The sequence below is a fragment of the Methylobacterium sp. J-076 genome (assembly GCF_022829405.1).
In the GTDB taxonomy this organism is placed as follows: domain Bacteria; phylum Pseudomonadota; class Alphaproteobacteria; order Rhizobiales; family Beijerinckiaceae; genus Methylobacterium.
Window position 1 is genome coordinate 509,082 of record NZ_JAKSXW010000149.1, and the last position, 24,625, is coordinate 533,706.

The following is a 24,625-nucleotide window of genomic DNA, read 5'->3' on the forward strand; positions in this document are numbered from 1 at the left end:
CGCGGGCAGCAATCGGGTGGGTCGGTTCCCTCGCCGCTTTCGTCATTGCGAGCGCAGCGAAGCGATCCAGGGATGCGCTACGTCCTGAGACGACCCGCTGCCCTGGGTTGCTTCGCTTCACTCGCAATGACGTGGGGGGAGACGAGGCGTCCGCGCCTCAACCGGCGCGGGCGAGTTCGAGGTAGAGCTCCCGTAGGCGGCGGGTCAGCGGCCCCGGCGTGCCGTCCCCGATTCGCCGGCCGTCGATCTCGATCACCGGCATCACGAAGGCCGAGGCGCTGGTATAGAACGCCTCCGTCGCCTCCAGGGCATCGGAGACCGGGATCAGCCGTTCTTCGACCGTGAGGTCGGCCTCGGCGGCGAGCCGCAGCACGCTGGCCCGGGTGATGCCCGGCAGCAGGGCTGTCGAGAGCGGCCGCGTCACCAGGGTGCGGCCCCGGATGATGAAGGCGGTGGAGGAGGAGCCCTCGGTGATGGCGCCGTCCTCGACCATCCAGGCCTCCGACACGCCGGCTTCGACGGCCTGCTGCTTCGCCAGAACCTGCGCCAGCAGGGCCACCGACTTGATATCCCGGCGCTTCCAGCGAAGGTCCTCGACGGTGATGACCCGTGCGCCCTTCGCGGCGAGGGGGTTCGCCGCCACGGTCTTGGCCTGGGTGAACATCATCACCGTCGGCGCCGTATCGGCGGGCGGGAAGCCGAAATCGCGCTCGGCCACGCCCCGGGTGACCTGCATGTAGACGAGGCCTTCGGTGACGCCGTTCCGGCTCACCAGCTCGGTCTGCAGGCGCTCCCACTCCGCGGAATCGTGGGGGTTGCGAATGCCGATCTCGCCGAGCGACCGGTCGAGCCGGGCCAGGTGGGCGGCGTTGTCTACGAGGCGGCCGTCCAGGATGGCCGACACCTCGTAGATGCCGTCGGCGAACAGGAAGCCCCGGTCCATGATCGGCACCCGCGCCTCCTCGAAGGGCAAGAACTCGCCGTTCAGGTACACGATGCGGGACGCGCTCACGGCACTCTTCCTCAAGCTTTGGCGGAGTGTGTCTGGTGCAGGATCCGGGCCGACGGTTCAAGCCTGGCCGAAGACCCGGGCGAAGATCGTATCGACGTGCTTGAAATGGTAGCCGAGATCGAAGCACTCCTCGATCTGCTCGTGGGTGAGCGCCTGCGCGACCTCAGTGTCGGCCTTCAGCAGGGTCAGGAAGTCACCCTCGCCGCGCCAGACCGGCATGGCATTGCGCTGGACTAGCCGGTACGCGTCCTCGCGGGAGACGCCGGCCTGGGTGAGCGCCAGCAGCACCCGCTGCGAGTGGACGAGGCCGCCCAGGCGGTCGAGGTTCTTCTGCATGTTGGCCGGGTAGACCAGCAGCTTCTCCATCACCCCGGTCATCCGGGCGAGGGCGAAGTCGAGGGTCACCGTCGCATCGGGGCCGATCATCCGCTCCACCGACGAGTGCGAGATGTCCCGCTCGTGCCAGAGGGCCACGTTCTCCATGGCCGGCAGAGCGTAGCTGCGCACCATCCGGGCGAGGCCGGTGATGTTCTCGGTGAGCACCGGGTTGCGCTTGTGCGGCATGGCCGAGGAGCCCTTCTGGCCCTCGGAGAAGTATTCCTCCGCCTCGAGCACCTCGGTGCGCTGCATGTGGCGGATCTCGATCGCCAGCCGCTCCAGGGAGGAGGCGACGACGCCGAGCGTCGCGAAGAACATGGCGTGACGGTCGCGGGGGATGACCTGCGTCGAGACCGGCTCGACGGCGAGGCCCATCTTGCAAGCGACGTAGTCCTCCACCCGCGGATCAATGTTGGCGAAGGTGCCGACCGCGCCGGAGATGGCGCAGGTGGCGATCTCCTCCCGGGCCGCCACGAGGCGGGCGCGGTTGCGGCGGAACTCGGCATAGGCCTGGGCGAGCTTGAGGCCGAAGGTGACCGGCTCGGCGTGGATACCGTGCGAGCGCCCGATGGTCGGCGTCATCTTGTGCTCCTGCGCCCGGTGCTTGAGGGCGTCGAGGAGGGCATCCACGTCCGCGATCAGGATGTCGGCGGCGCGGACGAGCTGGACGTTGAGGCAGGTATCGAGCACGTCCGAGGAGGTCATCCCCTGGTGCACGAAGCGCGCCTCCGGGCCGACGATCTCCGCGAGGTGCGTGAGGAAGGCGATGACGTCGTGCTTCGTCACGGCCTCGATGGCGTCGATGCGCGCGACGTCGAAGGTCGCGTTGCGACCCATCTCCCACACCTTCTCGGCCGCCGCCTTCGGCACCACGCCGATCTCGGCGAGCGCCGTGGTGGCGTGTGCCTCGATCTCGAACCAGATCCGGAAACGCGACTCGGGCGACCAGATCGCGGTCATCGCAGGGCGGCTATAGCGGGGAATCATCGGGCTGCGCACTCGACCGTCGTGGGATGGTCGGCGGGTAGCACCGCCGGCGGCAGACCTCAATGCGCGTCACTGCGGGGAAGGGCGGCGCCCGCCTCGCGAGGCGGCGCGAACGAGGGACGAGGATCGGGCGGATCGCACCCCGCTCCACACCCCCGACTATTCGCTACTCGACCCGGATCCAGCCCGGCCCCATCAACCGCTCCTGCGGCTTGAAACGGGCCTTGTAGTCCATCTTCCGGGACCCATCGACCCAATAGCCGAGGTAGAGATACGGCAGGCCCATCTGCCGGGCCCGGCGGATGTGGTCGAGGATCATGAAGGTGCCCGGCGAGCGCCCGGCCTCGGTCGGTTCGAAGAACGAATAGACCATCGAGAGGCCGTCCGAGAGCACGTCCGTCAGGCACACGGCCATCGGCCCGCCCATCCCGCGGCCGGTGATCGCCGTGTCCGGCCCGTGGCGGCGGTAGACCACGAGATGCGTGTCGACGTGGCTGTCCTCGATCATCATCGCGTAGTCGAGCATGGTCATGTCGATCATGCCGCCATCGTCGTGCCGGGCGTTCAGGTAGCGGCGGAACAGGGCGTACTGGTCCGAGGCCGGGCGGTTCTGCTCCGGCGCGCCGACCAGGTCGGCGTTGCGCGCCAACACCCGCTTGTGGCTGGCGCTCGGCACGAAGTCGTCCACCACCACCCGCACGGAGATGCAGGCACGGCAGGTCTCGCAGGCCGGACGGTAGGCGATGGTCTGCGAACGCCGGAAACCACCCTGCGTGAGGATCTCGTTCAGATCCCGGGCGCGGCGCCCGACTAGATGGGTGAAGACCTTCCGCTCCTCCTGTCCCTCCAGATAGGGGCACGCCGAGGGGGCGGTGAGGTAGAATTGCGGGGTGTCGCGCGGGTGGCTCGTCACGCTTCGTCGGGACCTCGGCGCCAGCTCGGATACCGCGCCGCGAGACAGTCTACAGGGGTCGCGGCCCGGCTCAATGCCTTTGAACGTTCGGCACCCGGCAAAATGGCGCGACTCCCGCGCGACGGCGACGCGATCCGATGCCGCGCCACCGGCGGACCGCCCCTCAGCGCTCGTGGATAACGGCGAGGCCGAGCAGCACGTCGTGGCCGAGGCGCCGGTCGGCGCGCACGAAACCGAAGGCGACGTCGAGGCACCACAGGAGGAAGGTGGAGACCGCGACGTAGAACAGCAGCGCGTGCACGGCCGCCGTCACGATATCGACCGGGGTGCCGCGCTCCGGCGCCACCACGCGCAGGCCCATCAGCCGCTGCCCGATGGTGCTCTGCCGCCGGCCACCCACGGTGATCGCGCTGTAGATGATGCCGCTCGCCGGCAGCACCGCGAACAGCGTCCAGCCCAGCCCGAAGGTCACGAGGCCGATCACGGTGATCGCCATGGTGAGCAGGGCGGTGAAGCCGAGGATGAACAGGATGTCGAGGAGGTAGGCGACGGTGCGGCCGCCGAGGCTCGCCCGCACGTAGGGAATCGGCAATCCCCCGAAGGCGGTGGCGGCGGGACGGTCGGCGAAGGCGGTACGGGGATCGGACATCGGTATACCCTGCAAGCGGTGCAGCGATCCCAAAGTGGGCGTGGGCCCCCTCCGCCGCAAGGGCGGCCTCACGGTCGGGCCGGATCGCCCGCGGCCGCGTCCGGCGTGTCGAGGTAGTAGCGCTTGAGCATGTAGAGGGCCGGGCCGGAGAGGGCGGCGCCGTCCAGGGCGACCTCCACCAGCCCCGTGGCACCGTCGAACCGGCAGGTCATCCGGTGCGGGCGGTTGCCCTCGGCGAAGTCGACCCGGACCGTGCCGGACGCGGACCCGGGCCCCGCCCCCTGGAAGCGGATGTCCCCCCCCGTCGCCACCGCGGGCAGCGCCCGGCGGCAGCTGGCGACGCGGTCACGCCGGAGGGTGTCCTGACAGGCGGCGAGCCCCCCGAAGAAACCCGCGACGACCCCGCCGGCCAGGAACCAGCGATGCACGCGCCTCACGGAAGACCCGCCGCCCTCAACGAGTTCAGAGCGCGCGCAGGCGTTCGGCCACCCGGGGGGCGTGGTAGGTGAGCACGCCGTCGGCCCCGGCGCGCTTGAAGGCCAGCAGCGCCTCGACCATCGCCCGGTCGCCGTCGAGCCAGCCGTTGCGGGCGGCGGCCTCGATCATCGCGTACTCGCCCGACACCTGATAGGCGAAGGTCGGCACCTCGAACGTGTCCCGGACCCGGCGGATGATATCGAGATACGGCAGGCCGGGCTTCACCATCACCGAATCCGCCCCCTCTTCGAGGTCGAGGGCGACCTCGCGCAGGGCCTCGGCGGAGTTGCCTGGATCCATCTGGTAGGTGCGCTTGTCTCCGACCAAAGCGCTGCGGGTGCCGATCGCGTCCCGGAAGGGGCCGTAGAAGGCGCTGGCGTACTTGGCCGCGTAGGCCATGATCTGCACGTCGAGGAACCCGGCCTTGTCCAGGCCCCGGCGGATCGCGCCGACACGCCCATCCATCATGTCGGAGGGGGCGATGATGTCGGTGCCGGCCTCCGCCTGGATCAGGCTCTGCTCCACGAGGACCGCCACGGTCTCGTCGTTGAGGATGGCCCCGTCCTTCATCAGCCCGTCATGGCCGTGGCTGGTGTAGGGGTCGAGGGCGACGTCGGTCATCACGCCGAGTTCCGGGAAGGCCTGCTTCACCGCCCGCACCGCGCGACAGACGAGGTTGTTGGCGTTCAGGGCCTCGGAGCCCACCGGATCGCGCAGGCTCACCTCGGTGAAGGGGAAGAAGGCGATGGCGGGGATGCCCAGGCGCACGGCCCGCTCGGCATCGCGGACGATCTCGTCCACCGTCAGGCGCTCGACGCCGGGCATCGAGGCCACCGGCTCGCGCCTGCCGTCGCCATCGATGACGAACATCGGCCAGATCAGGTCATCGACGGTGAGGGTGTGCTCGCGGACCAGCCGGCGCGACCACTCGGCCTTGCGGTTGCGGCGCGGGCGCTGGGTGAGGCCGAGGCTCCCGCTGCTCCGGTCCTCGCGGACGGCGGCGTAGGCGAGGGGGCGAGGTTCCGGGTTTCTGTCCGACATGCGCGCGGGTGTCCGGGGCTCGAAAAGGCGACCGCGCGGGGGGCTCCCGCGGGACGGCCGCGACAGGCAAGCGGAGGCCGTTGCCATCCGCCGCCACCGCCTAGCACGGCGGGCAGGAGCGACCCAAGCGACCCACCGCAGGGCAGGCCTGCCGCACGTTGACGCCGCGTCGGCAAAGGGGTTCAACCCGGCCGGGAAGGGCCGCCGCACCGGGAGCAGAGCGACGTGACATCTGAGCGGAACTGGCGCCGATGCGCGGCCTGATCCCACTGCGCAGCAAACCGGCCCGGCCGGGCAGCCTCCTCGGCGACCGGATCGAGCGCGACGCCTCGCCGCCGCCGAGCACCTGGGACACCGCCCTCGTCTGGTTCATGCGGCTCACCGCTCTGGCATGGCTCGCCAAGGCCGTCTTCGCCTGGGCGACGATCCTCGACGTCAGGCCCGGCGCCCAGCCCTTCGAGGCGGAGCCGTTCGGGCGGCAGGCGGCCATCGTCTACTTCGCCGTGGTGGACGCCGTGGCCGCCAGCGGCCTGTGGCTGACGAGCGCCTGGGGCGGGGTGATCTGGCTTCTGGCGGTGACGTCGGGCCTCACCCTCGCGGTGCTGACCCCGCAGCTCGTCCCGGTCTCGACGCCGCTCCTGATCTTCGGCGTCCTCGTCATGCTGATCTACTTCCTGCTCTCCTATCTCGCCGCCAAAGAGAGCCGCTGAGCACGGCGCCGGCTCCAGCGACGAGAGTGAACGAAATCTTCCTTTAATCCATTCAGTTTGTCTTTACTGACACAGGTAAATCGCGAATTCATCTTGCCGCTTAAATCGTCTTTCATTCCCGTCGGATAGCTTTGCCAACATAAGCGGTGACGGACAACACGATCACCGCAGGATCCGTCAGGGATTGCATCGATGAAGAGCCAGTCCGCCCGCACCAAGCCCACCGCCTCCGAAGAGACGGCCGCCCCCCACAACGCCTACCTGGAGGCCCTGCACCTCGTGGAGCGCCTGCACCGCCGGCTCCTCGACGTGATCAAGGACGAGTTCGAGCGCCGGGGCCGGGAGGACGTCAACAGCGTCCAGGCGCTGCTCCTCTACAATATCGGCGACAGCGAGCTCGCCGCCAGCGAGCTGCGGACGCGGGGCTACTATCTCGGCTCGAACGTGTCCTACAACGTCAAGAAGCTCGTGGAGGCCGGCTACCTCCATCACGCCCGCTCGAAGACGGACCGGCGCTCGGTGCGAATCAGCCTGACCGACAAGGGCCGCCAGATCCACGACATCGTGCAGCAGCTCTACGACAAGCACTCCCGCACCATCGCCCCGATCGGCGGCATCTCCGACGATGACTTCGACCGGCTGAACCGTGCCCTGACCCGTCTGGAGCGCTTCTGGACCGACCAGATCCGCTACCGCCTCTAGGACAGGCCGGCCACGGAGGAAGACCGCCTTTGCGCGCGCAGCGGCGCCGCCCTCAGAGGTGCAGCAGGCCGGCGATGCCGGAGACCACGGCGTAGGCGAAGCCCGCATTGATCGCCACGCCGAACAGGCCGACGGCCAGTCCCGCAAGGACCACGATGCCGTCGCGCTCCACGAGGCCGAGGCCGACGAGGCAGACCGCCAGCCCGAGGGGGATCTGCCCGATGAGCGGCGCCGCGACGATCAGCGCCAGGGCCAGCGCGAGCAGCGCCACGCCCATCCCGCGCATGCCGATGGCCGTCTCGAAGACGCTGAGCCGCGGCCGCGACCAGCGCTCCAGCCGGCGCAGGACCGGCACCGCCCGCGTCACCGCGCGCTTCACGTCCGATTGCTTGATCGATTGCCCGAGCAGCCGCCGCGGCAGCCACGGCGCCGACATGCCGGCGGCGATCTGAACCGCCACGAGCAGCAGCAGGAGCCCGCAGACGAGCGGGATCGGCGGCGGCATCGGCAAGCAATTGGGCAGGCCCAGCAGCACGACGAGCAGGGCGAAAGCCCGGTCGCGCAGGACCGCCACGATGTCCGCCACCGTGAGACGCTCACCTTCCTGGCTCGCGAGCACGGTGAGGACGTCCGAGGTTCGTGCGCCGTAAGACACGTCTCGTCCAACCTTCACTGCCTTGCGGCGGGCTCTAGCCGAGAACGCCGCCTGCGCCAAGCGGTCCCATCCCTCGGCCCCGCCGCGGCCCGGGGACGACGTTCCTCACCGAACCTCACGTTCGTGCAATATGGCCAAGTCCCCATCTCAAGTTTAGGCAATCAACCACGTATATCTCTGATATTATAATGCAACCGACGTCGATATGCGTGTGAACAAAGCGACAAATAGAAGCATTTGATGGAAATTCGATGGTAGCATCGGTAAGATCCTACCGGCAGGTCCATCGTGTCCGCACGTTCCTCTCGAGGGCGCGACCTTCCGGCTTCCCTCATCTGCGGAATCGCGACCATCGCCCTGTGCCTGGGGGGCGGGGATGCGTTTGCCGCGGATCTCGACGTCCTCGTCTTCGGGAGCCTGGACGCGGCGGCCTCGACCTTCGCGAGTGCCGGCGCCAAGGTCGCACCGGGCTCACTCGCGCGGGCCGGTCCCGCGGCGATCCTCACCGTGGGGGAGGGCACGACGGTGGAGCGCTTCGCCTGCGGGTGCGGCGTGCTGCGCACGGTCCCCGTCCGCTCGCTCGCGGCCTCGGCCGTGTTCGGCCACCAGTGGTTTCTCCCGGCCGGCGTCCTCGCGGCGTTTGCGGGATTCGAGACCACGGCCGAAGCCCGCCCCTTCCGACAAGCTTCAGGCGTGCGGTCCGGGGGCCGGCTTCACGCCGAGGCTTGGCTGCAACCGACGGAACCGACCCTCGTGCAGGCGACGGTGATCGCCGGCACGGCGCGCGGCAGCGTCTGGGCCCGCCTCGCCTGGGGTTACCGCATCGGGTGGGGCTATCTCGGGCCGGAGGGCAGCGGCTATGCCGATGCGAGCGGCCACTGGAAAGGCGCGTTCGGCCTCCACCTCACCGACTTCGCCCTGTCCGCCCTCCACCTCCGGGTCTCGGCCGGCCTGCAATGGGAGGCGGGCCGGCCTGGGCCGTCGCCCTATGTCGCGCTCGCGACCTGGGCGCCGCTCTGATCCTGATCCGCTGACAGGGAGTCCAGGAAGTGCGCCGCGTCGCGGCGGATCTCGGCGCGCCGTCCCTCGTCCATGGCCGCCAGGGTCCGGTAGGGCATCGCCATCCGCGGGTTGCCGGCAAGCCGCCCTTCGTTCTCGATCATGAAGTTCCAATAGAGGTAGTTGAAGGGGCAGGCGCGGGGGCCCGTCTTGATCTTGACGTCGTAGGAGCAGCCCCGGCAATAGTCCGACATGCGGTCGATATACGCGCCGGAGGCGGCGTAGGGCTTCGAGCCCATGACGCCGCCATCGGCCCAGAGCACCATGCCGTGGACGTTCGGCAGCTCGACCCACTCGTAGGCGTCGGCGAAGACCACGAGGTACCATTCCTCGACCTCGGCCGGATCGAGCCCGGCGATGAGCGCGAAATTCCCGGTGACCATCAGGCGCTGGATGTGGTGCGCGTAGGCATGGGTGCGGGTCTGGCCCACGACCTCGCGGATGCAGTTCAGCTCCGTCTCGCCCGACCAGTAGAACCACGGCAGCGGGCGCTTCGCCCCCAGCGCGTTGGTATCGCGATATTCGGGCATCCGCGCCCAGTAGAGGCCGCGGACATATTCGCGCCATCCGAGGATCTGGCGGATGAAGCCTTCGGCGCAGTTCAAGGGCACCCCGTCCTCGAGGTGGGCGCGTTCGGCCGCCGAGCAGACCTCCTCCGCCGTGAGCAGGCCGGCATTGAGCGCGGGGGAGATGAGGGCGTGGTAGAGGTAGGGCTCGCCGCCCTTCATCGCGTCCTGATAGTCGCCGAAGATCGGCAGGCATTCGGCGATGAAGTGACGGAGGGCCGCCAGGGCGTCGGCGCGGGTGACGGGCCATGAGAAGGCGGCGAGGTCCCCGAAATGATCGGGGAATTCCCGCTCGACCAGGGCGATGGCGTCACGCGTGACGGCGTCCGGCTGAAAACCGATCCGGTCGGGGAGGCGGTGCCCCTTCGGCAGGCGCTTGCGGTTCTCGGCGTCGAAGTTCCAACGGCCGCCCAGGGGCTCGCCCTTCTCCATCAGGAGGCCGGTCCGCTTGCGCATCCCCCGGTAGAAGGTTTCCATCCGCAGGTGGTGGCGCCCCTCCGCCCATTTGGCGAAATCCTCCCGGGGGCACAGGAACCGGTTGTCGGCGCGGATCTCTACCGGGACGGGGAGAGTCTCCCGCCACGCCTGCATCATTTCCCACACGCGCCACTCGCCCGGCTCCGTCACCACGACGCGGGACGCCGCGATCGCGGCGAGGGCGCGTTCCAGCTCGCCGGTGAAGCTGCCCGTATTGCCGTCGTCGGTCAGGCGCACATACGTCACGCGGACGCCTTCGCCGCGGAGCTCTTCCGCGAAGTGGCGCATGGCGGCGAACAGGAAGGCGATCTTCTGCTTGTGGTGGCGGACGTAGGTCGCCTCGTCCCGCACCTCGACCATCAGGACGGTGTCGGTGTCGGGGTCGAGATCGGTGAGGCTGGAGACCCGCCGGTTCAACTGGTCGCCGAGGACGAGGCGCAGGACGCCTGTCGATCCCGCCGTCCCGCGGGGCTGCCGGCTCGCCAAATGTCCGCTCCGCTCGTGCCGCTGAGGAGATGCCGCCGCACGTGCTCCCGCGCCGGACCGTTTCAAGGTAAAGCGGGCACCGCCTCACGGGTACCGGCCGCACCGGGCCTTTCCTGAACCACGACGTCGCAGGCTTCCCATGAAGTTCGCCTTTGCCGGCATCGATTTCCTCGGCGGCGTATTCGAGGCGCTGATCGAGGCGGGCTGGACGCCGCTGAAGCTCTTCACCCGGCCCTGCGACGGCATCTACGACCACCATGACGTCGTGGTCGCCCGCGCCCGGGCGGCACGCATCCCGATCCAGCTCTCAAAGATCCAGCAGGCCGACCTCGACGCGCTGCATGCCGCCCACGGCCGGGATTGGGCACTCGTCGTGGCGGGCTATCCCTGGCTGATCCGCGGCTGGCGCGGGCGGGCGAACTACGCCCTGAACTTCCACCCGTCGCCGCTGCCGACCGGCCGCGGCCCCTATCCGCTGTTCCGGGCGATCCTCGACGGGTACGAGACCTGGGGGGTGACGGCCCACGTGCTGGCCGAGAACGGGTTCGACACGGGCGACATCCTCGCCCAGGAGATCTTCGCCGTCAGCCCGGGCGAAACCCACGAGACGTTGCTGTCCAAATGCCAGATCTCGGCGCGGCGGCTGACCCTCGGAACCCTGGCCAAGGACCTCCCCGCCCGGTGGAAACGCGCCGAGCCCCAGGGCGACGGCTCCTACTGGGCGCGGGCGAACGACACCGACCGGACCCTGGATTTCCGCCAGGACGTCAATGCGATCCTCAGGCGCGTGCGGGCGTTCGGAACGGTCGAGACCATCGCCCGCATTGGCGAGATGCGGGCCTTCGTGGTGGAAGCGCAGGGCTGGACGGAGGCGCACGACCACCCCCCGGGCACCGTCGTCCACCGGCACAGGCGCCATTTCGTCGTGGCGGCGCGCGACGGCTACGTGCAGATCCTGCGCTGGTCACCGGTCTCCCTGGCGGATGCGGGACAGATCGGGCGATGACGTCAGGCACGAGCCTCGGGTCCGCGATAGATCACGCACCGTACTGATGGGGGATCTCCCTCGACTTTCGTTTTGCGCGACCCTGTTTTAGAAGCGAAGTAGAGAGGCCCCGCCAGATCAGTCAGGCGGGAGGCCGCGGGTTCGGGTCGTCGCGCGCAGGAATCATCGCGTCGGGATGCGCCACGGGGGGAGAGCGCACGCCATGACGAACGAGCCGGACGAGCCGTCCGTGGTGGCGGAGGCGATGATCGTCACGGGCATGGCCGTCCTCGTCGGAGCGGGCCTGTTCGAATGGCTGGTGATCTCGCCCAACCATCCCGGCCACGCGCTCCTGCGGGTCCTCGGCTCCGGCCTCGCCGCCACCACCGTGACGGCCCTCGTCGCGTGGCGGTGACGAACCCGAATTTTTAAGCTGGACAGGTCCCCGCGGAGGGCCTAATCCCTACGGCCACGCGGGCGTAGTTCAGTGGTAGAACGTCAGCTTCCCAAGCTGAATGTCGTCGGTTCGATCCCGATCGCCCGCTCCAATCCATCCCCTTCGCTCATGCCGCCCCCGACGCTGTCGAGGCGAGCGCCGCGTCGGCCAGCAGCCCTCAGCGACGGCGCACGCGTGCAGTCCGGTTCGGCAGGTCGGCGACGATGCCGCCGCAGCCGTTGCAGACATGCGGGTCCCAGGGCCGGTCGACGCCGAGAAGCTTGACGCTCAGGCGGTCGAGGATGACCGAAGAAGTGGCGTCGGCGTCGTCGATCGCCCGCGTCATCGCCTGCCGGAAGGGTCGCGCCTGCGTTTCGCCGACACACAGCGCGGCGAAGGCGATGCCGAGGGCGGCACGGGTGGCGATGAATGTCTTTCCGTGCATCGGCTCTCCCTCGGACGCGTGGGCTGTGGCTTTGCCCCAGTTCAACGCCCGCGAAAACACCCGATGATGGCGATCTGTCCCAAAAAGCGACAGTCGATGTCGTTCCGACACACCCGGTGGGCGACCGATATCTTATGATGATCGTCAGTCATCACCCCCGATTGTTGCCGGCGTGACGGTCTGCCGCGCCACGGCGCAAAGGATGGTCAGCGGTGGGCGTGGGCCTGCGGGGCGAGGGCCAACCGGAGGGTCAGGCCGTCCCCGTCCCGCGCGGCCACGGTGAAGCCGAGGCTGAGGTAGAGCGCCAGGGCCGGAGCCCTGCGATCCACCTGCAACGCGATCGCCGGACATCCGCCGCGCGCATGACCGATGGCGTCGGCCAGGAGGCGGCGCGCGAGGCCGCGGCGGGTGAAGCCCGGGGCGACGCTGACGTTGCTCACGAAGGCCTCACCGCCCGCGGAGGTCCCGTCATAGAGGGCGACCAGCCCGACGAGGTGGGCGCCGTGCCAAGCCTCGAACCGCTCGGCGTGCAGGGCGAGTTTGGCCGCGTAATCCTGAATGACGACGCGGCTGTCGAGGGAGGGCACGAAGGCGGGGGCGCACTCCGTCAGGTGAAGGCGGATATCCCCGGCGCTTGAGAGGTTGCGGCCGAACCGGATCGGCGGCGCGTTCATGCCGCGTCGGTGAAGGGCGGCACCTCGTCCTGGTCCGCCTCCGGCCCGGCGACGAGGTCGAAGGCGTCGAGAAGCGTGGCACGGGTCCCCGCGGCACCGACGAACATCAGCACGTCGATGATCGAAAGCCATGGCACGAAGGGCCGACCGAATTGCGGGTAGGGCTGCAGCCGGGCCTTGAGGAAGCGCAGGGATATCCCGTGGGCGGCGAACTCGGCCGGGTCGTACAGGGCCGTCCCGCCGATGGGGTTCACGTAGGCCGTCGCCGACAGGTGCCGGCAGAGGGCGAGCACCCTGTCCTGCCGCCGCAGATCCGTCGGGCCCTCGACCTCCGAGGCAGTCAGGATCGGCGTGGCGATGCCGAGATGCGCACAGCAGCGCGTCAGCCCCGCCTGCAGCTGGCCGAACAGGGTCTCGGCTCGGGGGTGGAGGACGGATTCGATGAGGGGCATCGTCTCCGCGAAGAACGGCGCCCGGCGGTAGGCCCCCGCGATCTGCGCGCAGAGCCTGTCGGGCGAGAAATCCGCCGCGACATGGCGTTGGCCGATGGCGAGATCGTCTGCACCGCGGGCGATGGGCAGGGTGAAGGTGACTGGCTGCCCGTCCCGGAGGAACCGGTTCCGGTTGATCCAGCCCTTCTTCGTGTACTTCACCGTGTCGTAGATCACGAACCGGTCGACGGCCGCGATCAGCTGGAAGTAGCCGATATACGGGAACAGGTACGGCTGCATGATCGCGACGCGCATGCCAGCCTCAGCGGCCCAGGGGGTCGGCGATGCGGGCGATCACCCGCGCGACCACCTCCGGTTCGAGGTCGGGGTAGATCGGCAGGCAGAGGATGCGGTCGGCGGCCTGCGACGCCACCGGCAGGCGGCTTCGGTCGGCGCTCGGAAGGCCGGCATACATCGGATGGTCGGAGATCAGCGGGTGGAAGTAGCGCCTCGTGTGGATCCCCTCCGCCTTCAGGATCTCCCACAGGGCGTCCCGCGCGACGGGGTAGCCGGGTCCGACGAGGACGGGGAAATACGAGAAGTTGGCGCGGGCCTCGCCCGAACCATCGAGGCACGCGAGGCCCGCGATCCCGGCGAGACCCGCCCGGTAGGCGGCGTCGATGACGGCCCGCCGGTCGATCGCGGAATCGATGTAGCGCAACTGCAGGAGGCCGAGCGCGGCGTTGAACTCGCTCATCTTGCCGTTGAGGCCGACATCGATGACCGATGTCTCGCCGTCGTGTCCGAAGTTCTTCAGCTTGTCGATCTGGTCCTTGCGCCGGGCGTCGGGGCAGACGATGGCACCGCCCTCGAAGGTGTTGAACACCTTCGTGGCGTGGAAGCTCAGCACCGACAGGTCGCCGTGCCGGAGGATGGAGCCGGCGGCATCCCGCACGCCGAAGGCGTGGGCGGCGTCGTAGACGATCCTGAGGCCATGCCGCCGGGCGACGGCGGCGAGGCCCTCCACGTCGCAGGGGTGGCCGTAGCAATGGACCGGCATGATCGCCCGTGTCCGGGGCGTGATCGCAGCCTCCACCGCGGCCGGATCGAGGTTGAGCGTCCGGGGATCGATGTCGGCGAAGACCGGGGTGAGCCCGCCCCACGTCAGGGCGTGCGAGGTGGCCACGAAGGAATAGGGGGTGGTGACGACCTCGCCGGTGAGGCCGAGGGCCCGCAGGGCGACGACCAGGGCGGTGGTCGCATTGTTGAACAGCGCCACGTGCGGCACACCGAGGTAGGCGGCCAGACGCTCCTCGAATTCTGCGTGGCAGGGCCCCCCGTTGGTGAGCACCTTCCGGTCCCAGATCTCCCGCAGCATCGGCGCGAATTCGGCGAAGGGCGGGAGGAAGGGTTGGGTCACGTAGACCGGGCCGGTGCGCGGCGCCGGGTCCGTCCGCAGGAGCGCGGGGTCGCGGGCGGCGGCGGCGAGCCGCTCGGCCAGGGCGTCGTCGAGGAGCGGGGAGGGGGGGCCGGCCCCGTCCGGCCCGCGCCGCCGCCGGGGGCGGCTGTCCGCCGGGTCCTTCGGCTGCTTCACCCGCGCGCGCATGGCTCACCTGTCGCCCAACGGGTCCACATGGCGCGGAACGCCTTGCCGACTTCGCCGGCGAGGCGGGCATGGTCGGTCAGCGGGCTCGCCAGCACCCGTTCGCGCAGGCCGTCGCGGGTGCGCCGCAGGCGCTCCGGATCCGTGGCGAGGGCGGTGGCGAGGGTGACGTACGCGTCCTGCGAGCGGGCGACGAGCTCCCCGAGCCCAACCGCGCCGAGCACCACCGCTCCGGCGCGCTCCGCGGCGGTGGTCCCGCACAGGGTCACCAGGGGGACGCCCATGCTAAGCGTGTCGCAGCTCGTGGTGCCGCCGTTATAGGGAAACGGATCGAGGGCGATGTCGACCTTGTGGTAGAGTTCGAAGTAGCCGCTGTTCACGCGGGGGTGGAGGATCAGCCGCGCGAGGTCGATCCCGGCGCGGCCCAGGCGCTCATCGACCTGCTGGCGCACCTCGGGGGTGTCCGCGTCGCCCACCACCATGAACAGCCGGGACTCCGGCACCGCGGCGAGGATCCGCGCCCATGTCTGCAGGGCGGCGTCGCTGACCTTCTCGAATCGGTTAAGCACGCCGAAGGTGACGTAGCCCTGATCCTCCGAGGGCGGCCGGACCCGGACGGGGGGCAACTGGTCGGTGAAGCGATAGCTCGCGGAGACCACGGGCAGCCGCCACAGCGTCTCGGTGTGCAGGGCATCGGAGGCGTCGCCGTCCTGCACGTCGTCGGTCAGGCGGTAGTCCATCGCGCCGAGCCCGGTCGTGGCCGGGTGCCCCATCCACGTCACCTGGACCGGTGCCGGCTTGCGGGCGAACAGGAGCAGCCGGTGCCCCGCGCTGTGGCCCGAGAGGTCCACGAGGATGTCGATGCCGTCGGCCTCGATCCGGTCGGCCGCCGCGTCGTCGTCGATCCCGGCGATGTTGAGCCAGTGGTCGAAGAGGGGCCTCAGGCGCTCGGACATCCCGTCCTCGACCACGCGGGTCATGTAGGCCCGGGTCTCGAACGCCGTGCGGTCGAACGCCTCGAGGAAGGGTTCGAGGAACCGGGCCACCGCGTGGGCGCACAGGTCCCCCGACACGAAGCCGATCTTCAGTCGCCGGTCCGGCGCCCGGTCGTTCGCGAAGGCGCGGCGGCGGAGCAGCGGGTCGGCGAAGCGGAGGCCGAAGGCCCTGGCATCGGCCGCGTATTCCTCGGCCGGGATGTCGCCCGCGTAGAGCTTCACGAACAGCCGGTTCGAATAGGCGTCGATGTCCCGCGGCGTGATGGCGATGGCCCGGTCCAGGGCCGCGATGGCCTCGTGGAGCTGGCCGAGACTCTTCAGGATCTGCCCACGGTTGACATGGGCCCCGGCGCAGGCCGGATCGATCGCCACCGCCCGGTCGGCATGGTGCATCGCCCGGGCGTAGTGCGAGCGCTTGTGCAGGAACCCGGAGAGATTCGCATGGGCCACGGCGAGGTCGGGGTCGAGCTCCAGGGCCTTCTCCAGGGCGGAGAGGGTCCCCCCGTCATCCTCCATCATGGTCAGGAGGGCGCCGAGGCCGGCGTAGTAGAGGGCCCTGTCGGGCTTCCGGTAGATGGCGATGCTGATGAGGTCGAAGGCGAGCTGCAGCCGGTTCGTCCGCGCCGCGACCGCACCGGCGAGGAAGGTCGCGTCCGGATGCGTGTCGTCCAGGGCGATGGCGAGTTCGAGGTAGGCTTCGGCCTTGATGAAATCCCGGGCGTCGTAGCAGTCGCGCCCGAGGGCCACGGCGCGGTCGGCGAGGACGGCCACCGCGGCGGTGGCGGCCGGCGCGAGGCCGGTGGCCTTGAACCGCTCGGCGAGGGTGCGACCCTCGGCCAGGCGCTGCGTTTCGAGGAGGGCGCCGATCAGCGTCAGCCAATAGGCCGTGTTGGTCTGCGCACCTTTCAGGGCGACGGCGAAGTGGGGGAGGGCGGCCGCCGCACCCTCCGTGCGGCTCACCAGCATGCCCATCTCGTAGCGGGCACCGGCCAGATCGGGGGCGATGTCGAGGACGCGGCCGATGTTGCGCCGCGCCTTGTCGAGGCGCCCGGCCTCGCGGTGGGCGACGGCCTTCGACAGGAAACGTTCGGCGGCTCCGGGTGTCCGGCCCCGCCCGGCCGATCCGCCGCCATGTTCGAGCATGTCCCGCCCCTCCCGCTCAGCGGAAGGGTGGCGCATCCATCCCTAATGCACCGTTAACATTGTAGAGGTCGCCAGGCTCTACTGCATACGCAGCGGCATCGCCTCGACGGTGACTTCATTGACACCGCGCAGCGTGAGGCTGTCGCGGAGGGGTGCCGTCAGGGAGGAGCCTGCGGTGAAGGAGGCCAGCACGCCGCTGCCGTCGCCGGCCTCCCCCCGCTGGCCGGGGCCGAGGAGCTGCAGCACCCGGCGGGCGATGGCCGGAGCGGGGTCGATCCAGCTCACAGGCCAGGGGGCGAGTGCCCGCAGGCGCGGCAGCAGCAGCGGATAGTGGGTGCAGGACAGGCAGACGACATCGGTGAGCCGTCCGTCCTCCGCCCGCACGAAGCAGGGGGCGATCTCCGCCGCCAGGGTGGCGTCATCGATCGGGCTGCCGGCCATCTCCGCCTCGGCATAGGTGGCGAGGTGGCGCGAGCCCACCAGGGTCACGGCACAGGACGCGGCATAGGTCGCGATCAGGTCGCGGGTGTAGGAGCGGGCCACCGTGCCCGGCGTGGCGAGCAGCGTGATCAGGCCGGACCGGGTCGTCGCCGCCGCCGGCTTGATCGGCGGGACGACGCCGACGAAGGGCGTCGTGAAGCGCTGGCGCAGGGCGGGCAGAACCAGGGTCGAGGCCGTGTTGCAGGCGATCACCACCAGGTCCGGGCGGTGCGAGGCGATGAACTGCTCCATCACCGCGAGCACCCGCGCCACGAGCTCGGCCTCCGACAGCCGGCCGTAGGGGAAGGCGGCATCGTCCGCGGCGTAGACGTAGCGGGCGTCGGGCCGGGCCCGGCGCACGGCGTCGAGGACGGTGAGACCGCCGAGGCCGGAATCGAACAGCAGGATCGTCGGATCCGGCGCCGCACGCAGCGGAGCGAGGGAAAGACCGGCGCCCGCCATCAGGTCGATCCGCATCGCAACGCCCATTTCCCCTCTGACACCGTCTGGGAGCATCCCGGCCGGTGGTTAAGGCCTCCTCACTGCGGCGAGAGAAAGGCCCGGAATCCCGTCAATCCACCGGCCACGGAGGGGCCGTCGAGGGGTCCCGTCCTCGTTGTGCTGAACACAATCGCCGCGTCCCGGTTGCTGTGCTTGGCCGAGGACCTATCTGCCGCACAGCGCCCCCTGGCGAGACGACAATCCTTCAGGATACGGCCGGAAGGGAAGGATCCTCCATGGCTGCCACAGCTGCCGTCCGCTCGGACACGATGCCAGCCGCCCCGCGCGCAGGCTTCCCGCCACCTCCGATCGGCGCACGACCGATCGACCGTCTGGCCTGGATCGGCGCCTACCGCACCGTCCGCGCCGAGACGGAGCGTCGTGCGGCCCCGCTCTCACCGGAGGACCAGCAGATCCAGTCCATGGAGGACGCGAGCCCCACGAAGTGGCACCGCGCCCATGTGACGTGGTTCTTCGAGCAGTTCCTCCTCGCGGAGCATCTGCCGGGCTACGCGATCCACGATCCCCGGCTGCACTACCTGTTCAACTCGTACTATGTCGCCGCCGGCCCGCGTCAGCCGCGGACGCAGCGGGGCCTGATCACCCGCCCGACCTGCGACGAGGTCGCCGCCTACCGGGCCCACGTGGATCGGGCGGTGGAAGCCCTGCTCGGGCAGGCATCCGAGAAGGCGCTGGGGGACATCCTGCCGATCCTGGAGATCGGGCTGTATCACGAGCAGCAGCACCAGGAGCTGCTCTGGACCGACATCCTCCACGCCTTCGCGCAGAACCCGCTCGATCCCGTCTACGACGCCGGATGGCAGATGCCCGCGGCATCGACCGAGACCGGCACAGTCACCCTGGACCACGGCATCACCAAAATCGGCCACCGGGGCGACGGTTTCTCCTACGACAACGAATCGCCCCGGCACGACAGCCTGATCCTCCCGGTCCGCATCGACCGTTCGCTGGTGCGCAACCGGGACTGGCTCGCCTTCATGGGGGAGGGGGGCTACGCCCGGCAGGACCTGTGGTTGAACGACGGGTGGTACGCCGCCCAGGCCCATGGCTGGGAGGCGCCGGGCTACTGGCGGCGTCAGGATGGCGGCTGGCAGCAGGCGAGCCTCGCCGGCCCGCGCCCGGTCGATCCCGACGCCCCCGTGACCCACATCAGCTACTACGAGGCGGACGCCTATGCCCGCTGGGCCGGCCGCGTCCTGCCCACCGAGTTCGAATGGGAGACGGCGGCCCGCGACGGCGACCTGCCCGACGCCTACGGCCTCGTCTGGCAATGGACCCGCAGCGCCTACCTCGCCTACCCGGGCTACCGGCCGCTGCCGGGTGCCCTCGGCGAGTACAACGGCAAGTTCATGTCGAACCAGTTCGTCCTGCGCGGCTCGTCGGTGGCGACGCCCGACGGTCATGCGCGGCCGACCTATCGCAACTTCTTCTACCCCCATCAGCGTTGGCAGTTCACCGGCCTGCGCTTGGCCGAGCCGCTGTCCTGACCGATCCGCCGCCCGCCGAGGCGGCCCCCCGCGTGTCGTTCGTACCCCGGAGTTGCCCGTGACCGTCGCCCCGACCTTTCCGGAAGCTGTGGCCGCCGATCCGGTCTTCCTGGCCGATGTCCGCGCCGGGCTGTCGAAGCCGGTCAAGACCCTGTCGCCGAAGTACTTCTACGACGCCGCAGGCTCCGAGCTGTTCGAGGCGATCACCGCCCTGCCGGAATATTACCCGACGCGGACGGAGGTCGGCATCCTCGACAGCCGGGGGCCGGAGATCGCGGCGCTGCTGCCCGAGGAGGCGGCCCTGGTGGAGTTCGGCAGCGGGTCCACGGCAAAGCTGCGCCGCCTGCTGCGGCACCTGCCGGATCTCGCGGCCTACGTGCCCGTGGACGTGTCGGGCGAGTTCCTGGCCGCGCAGGCGGCCACGCTCCGGCAGGATTTCCCCGGCCTGCCGGTGGAGCCCGTCGTCGCCGACTTCACCCGGCCCTTCGCCCTGCCGGAGGCCATCGGCATGGCGTCCCGGGCCGGGTTCTTCCCAGGCTCGACCGTAGGCAACTTCGAACCGGCCGAGGCGCGGACGCTCCTGCACCGGTTCGGCGAGATCCTGGGGCCGGCGGCGCTCCTGATCCTCGGCGTGGACCTCGTGAAGGACACGGCCCGCCTGGAGGCCGCCTACGACGATGCGGCCGGGGTCACGGCGGCGTTCAACATGAACCTGCTGAAGCGGATCAACCGCGAGCTCGGCGGCGATTTCGATCTCGATGCCTTCCGCCACAGGGCGGTCTTCAACGCAGAAGCCTCGCGGATCGAGATGCATCTCGTCTCGCAGAGGGACCAGACGGTGCGGATCGGCGGGGACAGCTTCACCTTCCGCGAAGGCGAGACGATCCACACCGAAAGCAGCTACAAGTACACGCTCGAGAGCTTCCGCAATCTGGCCGCGACGGCGGGCTGGCAATCGGTGACCGCCTGGACCGATCCGGACGCATTGTTCAGCGTCCACATGCTCCGTCGGGACTGACGCAGCCTCGCGTCTCCCGTCCCGCAAGGCTCGCTTTCTCGCCTGGGCCAGTGTCCGGCGGGCCTTCGCGTCGCTCCGGAGCTTTTCATCAGCCTGGGAGCCGCTTCAGCACCTCCCGGGCGGCGCGCTCCCCGTCGAGGGTCGCGCCGCCGACCGTCATCGCACCGCCCCCGGCCAGCGCTTCGCCCGCGAAGACGATGCGTTCGCCCACGGGGGCACGCAGGGCATCGCGGGCGCCGGCATGGCCTGGGGCGGCGATGGAGTAGGAGCCGCGGGCATGGGGGTCGGTCCACCAGCCCACGAGGCGCCCACCCCGGACCGCACCGCCGGCCTGCGCGCCGAGGATGGCCGAAAGCCTTTCCGTGGCGAGGGCGATGGCGGCCCGGTCGCCGGCATTGCACAGGTCCCGGGCGAGGTCGCCGCCGAGGTTGGCCACCGCCACCGGGTGCCCGAACGGCCCCATCTCGAAATAGATCGTCGGGCCGTCATGCGCGACGGAGACCGCATCGCCCACCGCCCGTGCATCGACCTTCGGGGGATCGAGGCGCAGGGCGATCTTCGTGTAGGCCCCCATCGAGAGCCCATCGAGCGCCGAGAGGGTCGCATCGGGCAGGCGGGGCGCGAAGGAGATCGCGCCCGCCTTCAGGACGCCCACCGGCACGGTCACGATCGCCGCGACCGCTTCCAGGGTCCCGCCCGGCATATGGAGGCGGACGCCTCTGCCCGACCAGTCGATGGCCGAGACGGCGCAGCTGAGCCTCACCGGCATGTGGGCATACCGCCTCGCGACGAGATCGCCGTAGCCATCGACCCATAAGTCGGTGCCGGACCACAGGCGTTCGTAATCGGCGGCGGAGACGCGGTCGGGATCCTCGCCGAGGGACAGGCGGCTGAGCCCGGAGGTCGCCGCCACGGCGTCGTCCCCCGCCGCCCGGGCCTCGGCCGCGAGCGAGGCGTCAGCCCCCTTGGGCGCGAGCACCGCATCGAGGCCGGCAAAACCGGCGCGGCGCCGGGCACGCTCGGCATCGGTCGCCGGGCGGCCATCGATGAACAGGGTGCGCGCCCATCCATCCTGGTCGGTGGAGGTCGCCTGGGCCTCCCGGGCGATGGCCGACCAGGGGTTCCGCTCGGCCCAGTGGATGTACTGCGCGCCCGCATCGAAGGGGGTGTCCGCGCCGAGCGAGCGGTCGGTATGGGCGCGTCCGCCGATCCGGTCGCGCGCCTCGAGGATCGTGAAGGGATGCCCTGCCTGGCGCAGGATCTCGGCGGCGGCCAGCCCCGCCGCGCCCGCGCCGACGATGGCGACGGGGCCCGATTGCGCCCGCAGCACCGCGGGCATCGCGACGAGCAGACCGGTGGCCAATGCGCTGCGGCGCGTGATCATGTCGGCCGGCTCCCGCTGCGGATGGCGCGGGCGCGGGCGAACCGCGTCAGGCGCGCCGTTTCTCCATCATGGCCTTGACCTGCATCAGCTGATCCCAGACCTGTCCGGGCGACGTCCCGAGGACCTCGAAGCCGGCCGTGATGCTCCAATAGATCCCGAAGCAGATCAGCGGCACCAGCACCCAAGCCAGCATCTCTTCGCCCCGGCGACGGCGACGCCTCCGCTGGCGGCGGAGTTCCCGGCCCGACGGTTTCTGCTTCTGGGCAGGACCGGCATGGGTGATGGAAGTGAGGGGGCCTTCCCGCAGGTCTTCAGTCATCGGGCGCCTCCTCGCCGCGGCGCATGCACGTCGCGGCGGTCATAGACTGCGTGGGCGCCGACCGGAAGCCCGTGCCCCGGCCGGCGAACCATCAGGCCCGGACGAGAGGCACTTTGGGCACGGTCTTCACACCGCCACCCGACCCGCCGCCGCCCTTGTCGTCCTTGGGCGACTTCTTCCGGGCGACGGAGCGGGGCTTGGCCCGCTTGCGCTTGGCCGCGTTGGCCACGTCCTTTTCGGGCTTCGGAGTCGCCGGGCCGGCCGGGAACTCGAAGGCGAGCGCATCCTTCGCGCCGTCCTTGGCCTCCGCATCCTCCGGCTTGCGGACGACGACGCGCACGGCACCGCCCTCCTTCAGCCGCCCGAACAGCACCTCGTCGGCCAACGGCGTCTTGATGGTGGACTGGATCAGACGGGCCATGGGCCGGGCGCCCATCGCGTCGTCATAGCCATGTTCCACCAGCCAGTCGCGAGCCTCGTCCGACAGCTCGATGGTGACGTTGCGGTCGGCCAGCTGCGCTTCGAGCTGAAGCACGAACTTGTCCACCACCTTGGCCACGACCTCCTTCGGCAGGTGGCCGAACGAGATGATCGCATCGAGACGGTTGCGGAATTCCGGCGCGAACAGCCGGTTGATCGCCTCCACGTCGTCGCCCGTGCGCTTCGTCTGCGTGAAGCCGTAGGCCGACTTCGCCATGTCCGACGCGCCCGCATTCGACGTCATGATGATGATGACGTTGCGGAAATCGACCTGCTTGCCGTTGTGGTCGGTGAGCTTGCCGTGGTCCATCACCTGCAACAGGATGTTGAACAGGTCCGGGTGGGCCTTCTCGATCTCGTCCAGCAGCAGCACGCAATGCGGGTGCTGGTCGATCCCGTCGGTGAGCAGGCCGCCCTGATCGAAGCCGACATAACCGGGCGGGGCGCCGATGAGCCGAGAAACGGTGTGGCGCTCCATGTACTCCGACATGTCGAACCGCAGCATCTCGACCCCGAGAGATGCGGCCAACTGCTTGGCCGCCTCGGTCTTGCCGACGCCGGTCGGACCCGCGAACAGGTACGAGCCAATGGGCTTGTCCGGGTCGCGCAGGCCGGCCCGGGCGAGCTTGATCGCCGAGGTCAGGGCCTCGATGGCGTTCGGCTGGCCGTAGACCACCCGCTTCAGGTTCTCAGTCAGATGCTGGAGCACCACCGCATCGTCCTTCGAGACGGTCTTCGGCGGGATCCGGGCCATCGTGGCGATGGTCGCCTCGATCTCCTTGATGCCGATGGTGCGCTTGCGGCGCGCCTCGGGCACCAGCATCTGCGAGGCGCCGGTCTCATCGATCACGTCGATCGCCTTGTCCGGCAGCTTGCGGTCGTTGATGTAGCGGGCGGACAGCTCCACCGCGGCCTTCACAGCCTCGGTCGTGTACTTGAGCTTGTGGAACTCCTCGAAGTACGGCCGGAGCCCCTTCACGATCTCGATCGCGTCCGGGATCGACGGCTCGTTGACGTCGATCTTCTGGAAGCGGCGCACCAAGGCGCGGTCCTTCTCGAAGTACTGGCGGTACTCCTTGTAGGTGGTCGAGCCGATGCAGCGCAGCGTCCCCGAGGCGAGGGCGGGCTTCAGGAGGTTCGACGCGTCCATCGCGCCACCGGAGGTCGCACCGGCACCGATCACCGTGTGGATCTCGTCGATGAACATGATGGCGTTCGGGTGCGCCTCGATCTCCTTCATCACCTGCTTGAGGCGCTCCTCGAAGTCGCCCCGGTAGCGGGTGCCGGCGAGCAGCGTGCCCATGTCGAGGGAGAACACCGTCGCCCCGTCCAGAACCTCCGGCACCTCGTGCTGGATGATCTTGCGGGCGAGGCCCTCGGCGATGGCGGTCTTGCCGACCCCGGGGTCGCCCACCAGCAGCGGGTTGTTCTTCTGGCGGCGGCAGAGCACCTGGATCGTCCGCTCGACCTCGGCCGAACGGCCGATCAGCGGGTCGATCTTGCCCTCGCGGGCCTTCTTGTTGAGGTTGACGCAGTAGGCGTCGAGGGCGTCGCCCTTCTTCTTCGTGCCGCGGGCCTCGCCCTCTTCGCTCGGCCGCTCGGCGGGGCCCTCGTCCTCGGCACCGCGGACCGGCTTCGCGTCGCTGGCGCCGGGGCGCTTGGCGATGCCGTGGCTGATGTAGTTGACCGCGTCGTAGCGGGTCATGTCCTGCTCCTGCAGGAAGTACGCGGCGTGGCTCTCGCGCTCGGCGAAGATCGCCACGAGCACGTTGGCGCCGGTCACCTCCTCGCGGCCGGAGGACTGGACATGGATCACCGCCCGCTGGATCACCCGCTGGAACCCCGCCGTCGGCTTGGCGTCCTGGCGTCCGTCACCCGTCAGGTTCGACAGCTCGGTGTCGACGTACTCGACGAGGCTGCGCCGGAGGGTGTCGATCTCGACGTTGCAGGCCCGCATCACCGCGGCGGCGTCCTGGTCGTCGACCAGGGCCAGCAGGAGATGTTCCAGCGTCGCATATTCGTGGCGGCGTTCGCCGGCCAGGGCGAGTGCCCGGTGGAGGGCTTGTTCTAGGCTGCGTGAGAAGCTTGGCAAAGCGGGCCTCTGTGTGGGT

At 69.8% G+C, this 24,625-nt stretch carries 24 protein-coding genes and 1 tRNA gene; 8 read left to right on the forward strand and 17 right to left on the reverse strand.

Translation table 11 applies throughout. The features are described from left to right. Window positions 1-157: 157 nt before the first annotated feature. From MKK53_RS24670 to hemB, 6 genes are all read right to left on the reverse strand, one after another. Entirely contained in the window at window positions 158-1,012 is an 855-nt protein-coding gene (locus tag MKK53_RS24670; protein ID WP_243931599.1) for a D-amino-acid transaminase, read from the reverse strand. 57 nt (window positions 1,013-1,069) lie between these two features. Next, entirely contained in the window at window positions 1,070-2,377 is a 1,308-nt protein-coding gene (gene purB, locus MKK53_RS24675) for an adenylosuccinate lyase (protein ID WP_243931600.1), read from the reverse strand. Window positions 2,378-2,543: 166 nt separating this feature from the next. After that, window positions 2,544-3,290, reverse strand: a complete 747-nt coding sequence (locus MKK53_RS24680; protein WP_243931601.1) for an arginyltransferase — start codon at window positions 3,288-3,290, stop codon at window positions 2,544-2,546. A gap of 163 nt (window positions 3,291-3,453) precedes the next feature. Then, the gene (locus tag MKK53_RS24685) at window positions 3,454-3,939 is read right to left on the reverse strand and encodes an RDD family protein (protein WP_243931602.1); all 486 of its coding nucleotides are present in this window, start codon (window positions 3,937-3,939) and stop codon (window positions 3,454-3,456) included. Between the two features lie 68 nt (window positions 3,940-4,007). Continuing rightward, window positions 4,008-4,376: a hypothetical protein gene (locus tag MKK53_RS24690; protein WP_243931603.1), complete on the reverse strand. Its 369-nt coding sequence runs from the start codon at window positions 4,374-4,376 to the stop codon at window positions 4,008-4,010. A 25-nt stretch (window positions 4,377-4,401) separates the two neighbouring features. Continuing rightward, window positions 4,402-5,457, reverse strand: coding sequence for a porphobilinogen synthase (hemB, locus tag MKK53_RS24695; protein ID WP_243931605.1), 1,056 nt, complete (start codon window positions 5,455-5,457; stop codon window positions 4,402-4,404). Between the two features lie 251 nt (window positions 5,458-5,708). On the opposite strand from hemB, the gene MKK53_RS24700 reads away from it, so the two are divergent. Beyond that, on the forward strand, window positions 5,709-6,167 hold the full coding sequence (locus tag MKK53_RS24700; RefSeq protein ID WP_243931607.1) for a DUF6163 family protein: 459 nt from the start codon (window positions 5,709-5,711) through the stop codon (window positions 6,165-6,167). Between the two features lie 192 nt (window positions 6,168-6,359). Next, window positions 6,360-6,869, forward strand: a complete 510-nt coding sequence (gene ldtR, locus MKK53_RS24705) for a transcriptional regulator LdtR (protein WP_243931609.1) — start codon at window positions 6,360-6,362, stop codon at window positions 6,867-6,869. Between the two features lie 52 nt (window positions 6,870-6,921). Here ldtR and MKK53_RS24710 read toward each other — a convergent pair whose 3' ends face one another. Then, on the reverse strand, window positions 6,922-7,524 hold the full coding sequence (locus MKK53_RS24710; RefSeq protein ID WP_313901578.1) for an exopolysaccharide biosynthesis protein: 603 nt from the start codon (window positions 7,522-7,524) through the stop codon (window positions 6,922-6,924). A gap of 288 nt (window positions 7,525-7,812) precedes the next feature. Between MKK53_RS24710 and bcsS the strand changes: the two genes are divergently transcribed. Next, window positions 7,813-8,544: a cellulose biosynthesis protein BcsS gene (gene bcsS / locus MKK53_RS25620; protein WP_243931611.1), complete on the forward strand. Its 732-nt coding sequence runs from the start codon at window positions 7,813-7,815 to the stop codon at window positions 8,542-8,544. Here the strand turns inward: bcsS and MKK53_RS24720 are convergent. Then, complete coding sequence (locus MKK53_RS24720) at window positions 8,511-10,112, reverse strand: cryptochrome/photolyase family protein (protein WP_243931613.1); 1,602 nt, start codon at window positions 10,110-10,112, stop codon at window positions 8,511-8,513. The genes bcsS and MKK53_RS24720 overlap by 34 nt on opposite strands. Before the next feature lie 139 nt (window positions 10,113-10,251). Here MKK53_RS24720 and MKK53_RS24725 point away from each other — a divergent pair, with 139 nt between their 5' ends. From MKK53_RS24725 to MKK53_RS24735, 3 genes are all read left to right on the forward strand, one after another. Next, window positions 10,252-11,118, forward strand: coding sequence for a formyltransferase family protein (locus MKK53_RS24725; protein ID WP_243931615.1), 867 nt, complete (start codon window positions 10,252-10,254; stop codon window positions 11,116-11,118). A 202-nt stretch (window positions 11,119-11,320) separates the two neighbouring features. After that, window positions 11,321-11,512 (forward strand): hypothetical protein, encoded by a 192-nt coding sequence (locus MKK53_RS24730; RefSeq protein ID WP_243931617.1) that lies wholly within the window; start codon window positions 11,321-11,323, stop codon window positions 11,510-11,512. A 58-nt stretch (window positions 11,513-11,570) separates the two neighbouring features. After that, window positions 11,571-11,645, forward strand: a tRNA-Gly gene (locus MKK53_RS24735). Between the two features lie 66 nt (window positions 11,646-11,711). On the opposite strand, the gene MKK53_RS24740 is transcribed toward MKK53_RS24735, so the two are convergent. The 6 genes from MKK53_RS24740 to murI all read right to left on the reverse strand — a co-directional run bounded on the left by MKK53_RS24740 (window position 11,712) and on the right by murI (window position 17,781). Beyond that, the gene (locus MKK53_RS24740; RefSeq protein WP_243931619.1) at window positions 11,712-11,978 is read right to left on the reverse strand and encodes a hypothetical protein; all 267 of its coding nucleotides are present in this window, start codon (window positions 11,976-11,978) and stop codon (window positions 11,712-11,714) included. 206 nt (window positions 11,979-12,184) lie between these two features. Beyond that, window positions 12,185-12,652, reverse strand: coding sequence for a GNAT family N-acetyltransferase (locus tag MKK53_RS24745; RefSeq protein WP_243931621.1), 468 nt, complete (start codon window positions 12,650-12,652; stop codon window positions 12,185-12,187). Further along, window positions 12,649-13,398, reverse strand: a complete 750-nt coding sequence (locus tag MKK53_RS24750; RefSeq protein ID WP_243931623.1) for a WbqC family protein — start codon at window positions 13,396-13,398, stop codon at window positions 12,649-12,651. The genes MKK53_RS24745 and MKK53_RS24750 overlap by 4 nt, the downstream gene beginning before the upstream one ends. Before the next feature lie 7 nt (window positions 13,399-13,405). After that, complete coding sequence (locus MKK53_RS24755; protein WP_243931625.1) at window positions 13,406-14,689, reverse strand: DegT/DnrJ/EryC1/StrS family aminotransferase; 1,284 nt, start codon at window positions 14,687-14,689, stop codon at window positions 13,406-13,408. Further along, window positions 14,674-16,824, reverse strand: coding sequence for a tetratricopeptide repeat protein (locus MKK53_RS24760; RefSeq protein ID WP_243931627.1), 2,151 nt, complete (start codon window positions 16,822-16,824; stop codon window positions 14,674-14,676). Before MKK53_RS24760 ends, MKK53_RS24755 begins: the two co-directional genes overlap by 16 nt. 78 nt (window positions 16,825-16,902) lie before the next feature. After that, window positions 16,903-17,781: a glutamate racemase gene (murI, locus tag MKK53_RS24765; RefSeq protein WP_243931629.1), complete on the reverse strand. Its 879-nt coding sequence runs from the start codon at window positions 17,779-17,781 to the stop codon at window positions 16,903-16,905. 260 nt (window positions 17,782-18,041) lie between these two features. Here murI and egtB point away from each other — a divergent pair, with 260 nt between their 5' ends. Further along, on the forward strand, window positions 18,042-19,313 hold the full coding sequence (gene egtB / locus MKK53_RS24770) for an ergothioneine biosynthesis protein EgtB (RefSeq protein WP_243931631.1): 1,272 nt from the start codon (window positions 18,042-18,044) through the stop codon (window positions 19,311-19,313). A 58-nt stretch (window positions 19,314-19,371) separates the two neighbouring features. After that, complete coding sequence (egtD, locus tag MKK53_RS24775) at window positions 19,372-20,331, forward strand: L-histidine N(alpha)-methyltransferase (protein WP_243931633.1); 960 nt, start codon at window positions 19,372-19,374, stop codon at window positions 20,329-20,331. Window positions 20,332-20,419: 88 nt separating this feature from the next. Here egtD and MKK53_RS24780 read toward each other — a convergent pair whose 3' ends face one another. The 3 genes from MKK53_RS24780 to clpA all read right to left on the reverse strand — a co-directional run bounded on the left by MKK53_RS24780 (window position 20,420) and on the right by clpA (window position 24,606). Beyond that, window positions 20,420-21,715 carry a flavin monoamine oxidase family protein gene (locus tag MKK53_RS24780; protein ID WP_243931635.1) on the reverse strand — a complete coding sequence of 432 codons (1,296 nt, stop codon included), beginning with the start codon at window positions 21,713-21,715 and terminating at the stop codon, window positions 20,420-20,422. Between the two features lie 46 nt (window positions 21,716-21,761). Beyond that, the gene (locus MKK53_RS24785; RefSeq protein WP_243931637.1) at window positions 21,762-22,034 is read right to left on the reverse strand and encodes a hypothetical protein; all 273 of its coding nucleotides are present in this window, start codon (window positions 22,032-22,034) and stop codon (window positions 21,762-21,764) included. Between the two features lie 91 nt (window positions 22,035-22,125). Continuing rightward, window positions 22,126-24,606: an ATP-dependent Clp protease ATP-binding subunit ClpA gene (clpA, locus tag MKK53_RS24790; RefSeq protein WP_243931639.1), complete on the reverse strand. Its 2,481-nt coding sequence runs from the start codon at window positions 24,604-24,606 to the stop codon at window positions 22,126-22,128. Window positions 24,607-24,625 lie beyond the last annotated feature (19 nt).

Bases quoted from the DNA above. Each gene is read 5' to 3' on its own strand.
- MKK53_RS24750 (WP_243931623.1), bottom strand. From the start codon at position 13,398: ATGCGCGTCGCGATCATGCAGCCGTACCTGTTCCCGTATATCGGCTAC.
- MKK53_RS24700 (WP_243931607.1), top strand. From the start codon at position 5,709: ATGCGCGGCCTGATCCCACTGCGCAGCAAACCGGCCCGGCCGGGCAGC.
- MKK53_RS24780 (WP_243931635.1), bottom strand. From the start codon at position 21,715: ATGATCACGCGCCGCAGCGCATTGGCCACCGGTCTGCTCGTCGCGATG.
- MKK53_RS24745 (WP_243931621.1), bottom strand. From the start codon at position 12,652: ATGAACGCGCCGCCGATCCGGTTCGGCCGCAACCTCTCAAGCGCCGGG.
- MKK53_RS24725 (WP_243931615.1), top strand. From the start codon at position 10,252: ATGAAGTTCGCCTTTGCCGGCATCGATTTCCTCGGCGGCGTATTCGAG.
- ldtR (WP_243931609.1), top strand. From the start codon at position 6,360: ATGAAGAGCCAGTCCGCCCGCACCAAGCCCACCGCCTCCGAAGAGACG.
- MKK53_RS24785 (WP_243931637.1), bottom strand. From the start codon at position 22,034: ATGACTGAAGACCTGCGGGAAGGCCCCCTCACTTCCATCACCCATGCC.
- hemB (WP_243931605.1), bottom strand. From the start codon at position 5,457: ATGTCGGACAGAAACCCGGAACCTCGCCCCCTCGCCTACGCCGCCGTC.
- MKK53_RS24740 (WP_243931619.1), bottom strand. From the start codon at position 11,978: ATGCACGGAAAGACATTCATCGCCACCCGTGCCGCCCTCGGCATCGCC.
- MKK53_RS24730 (WP_243931617.1), top strand. From the start codon at position 11,321: ATGACGAACGAGCCGGACGAGCCGTCCGTGGTGGCGGAGGCGATGATC.
- MKK53_RS24755 (WP_243931625.1), bottom strand. From the start codon at position 14,689: ATGCGCGCGCGGGTGAAGCAGCCGAAGGACCCGGCGGACAGCCGCCCC.
- MKK53_RS24760 (WP_243931627.1), bottom strand. From the start codon at position 16,824: ATGCTCGAACATGGCGGCGGATCGGCCGGGCGGGGCCGGACACCCGGA.
- purB (WP_243931600.1), bottom strand. From the start codon at position 2,377: ATGATTCCCCGCTATAGCCGCCCTGCGATGACCGCGATCTGGTCGCCC.
- MKK53_RS24685 (WP_243931602.1), bottom strand. From the start codon at position 3,939: ATGTCCGATCCCCGTACCGCCTTCGCCGACCGTCCCGCCGCCACCGCC.
- egtB (WP_243931631.1), top strand. From the start codon at position 18,042: ATGGCTGCCACAGCTGCCGTCCGCTCGGACACGATGCCAGCCGCCCCG.
- murI (WP_243931629.1), bottom strand. From the start codon at position 17,781: ATGCGGATCGACCTGATGGCGGGCGCCGGTCTTTCCCTCGCTCCGCTG.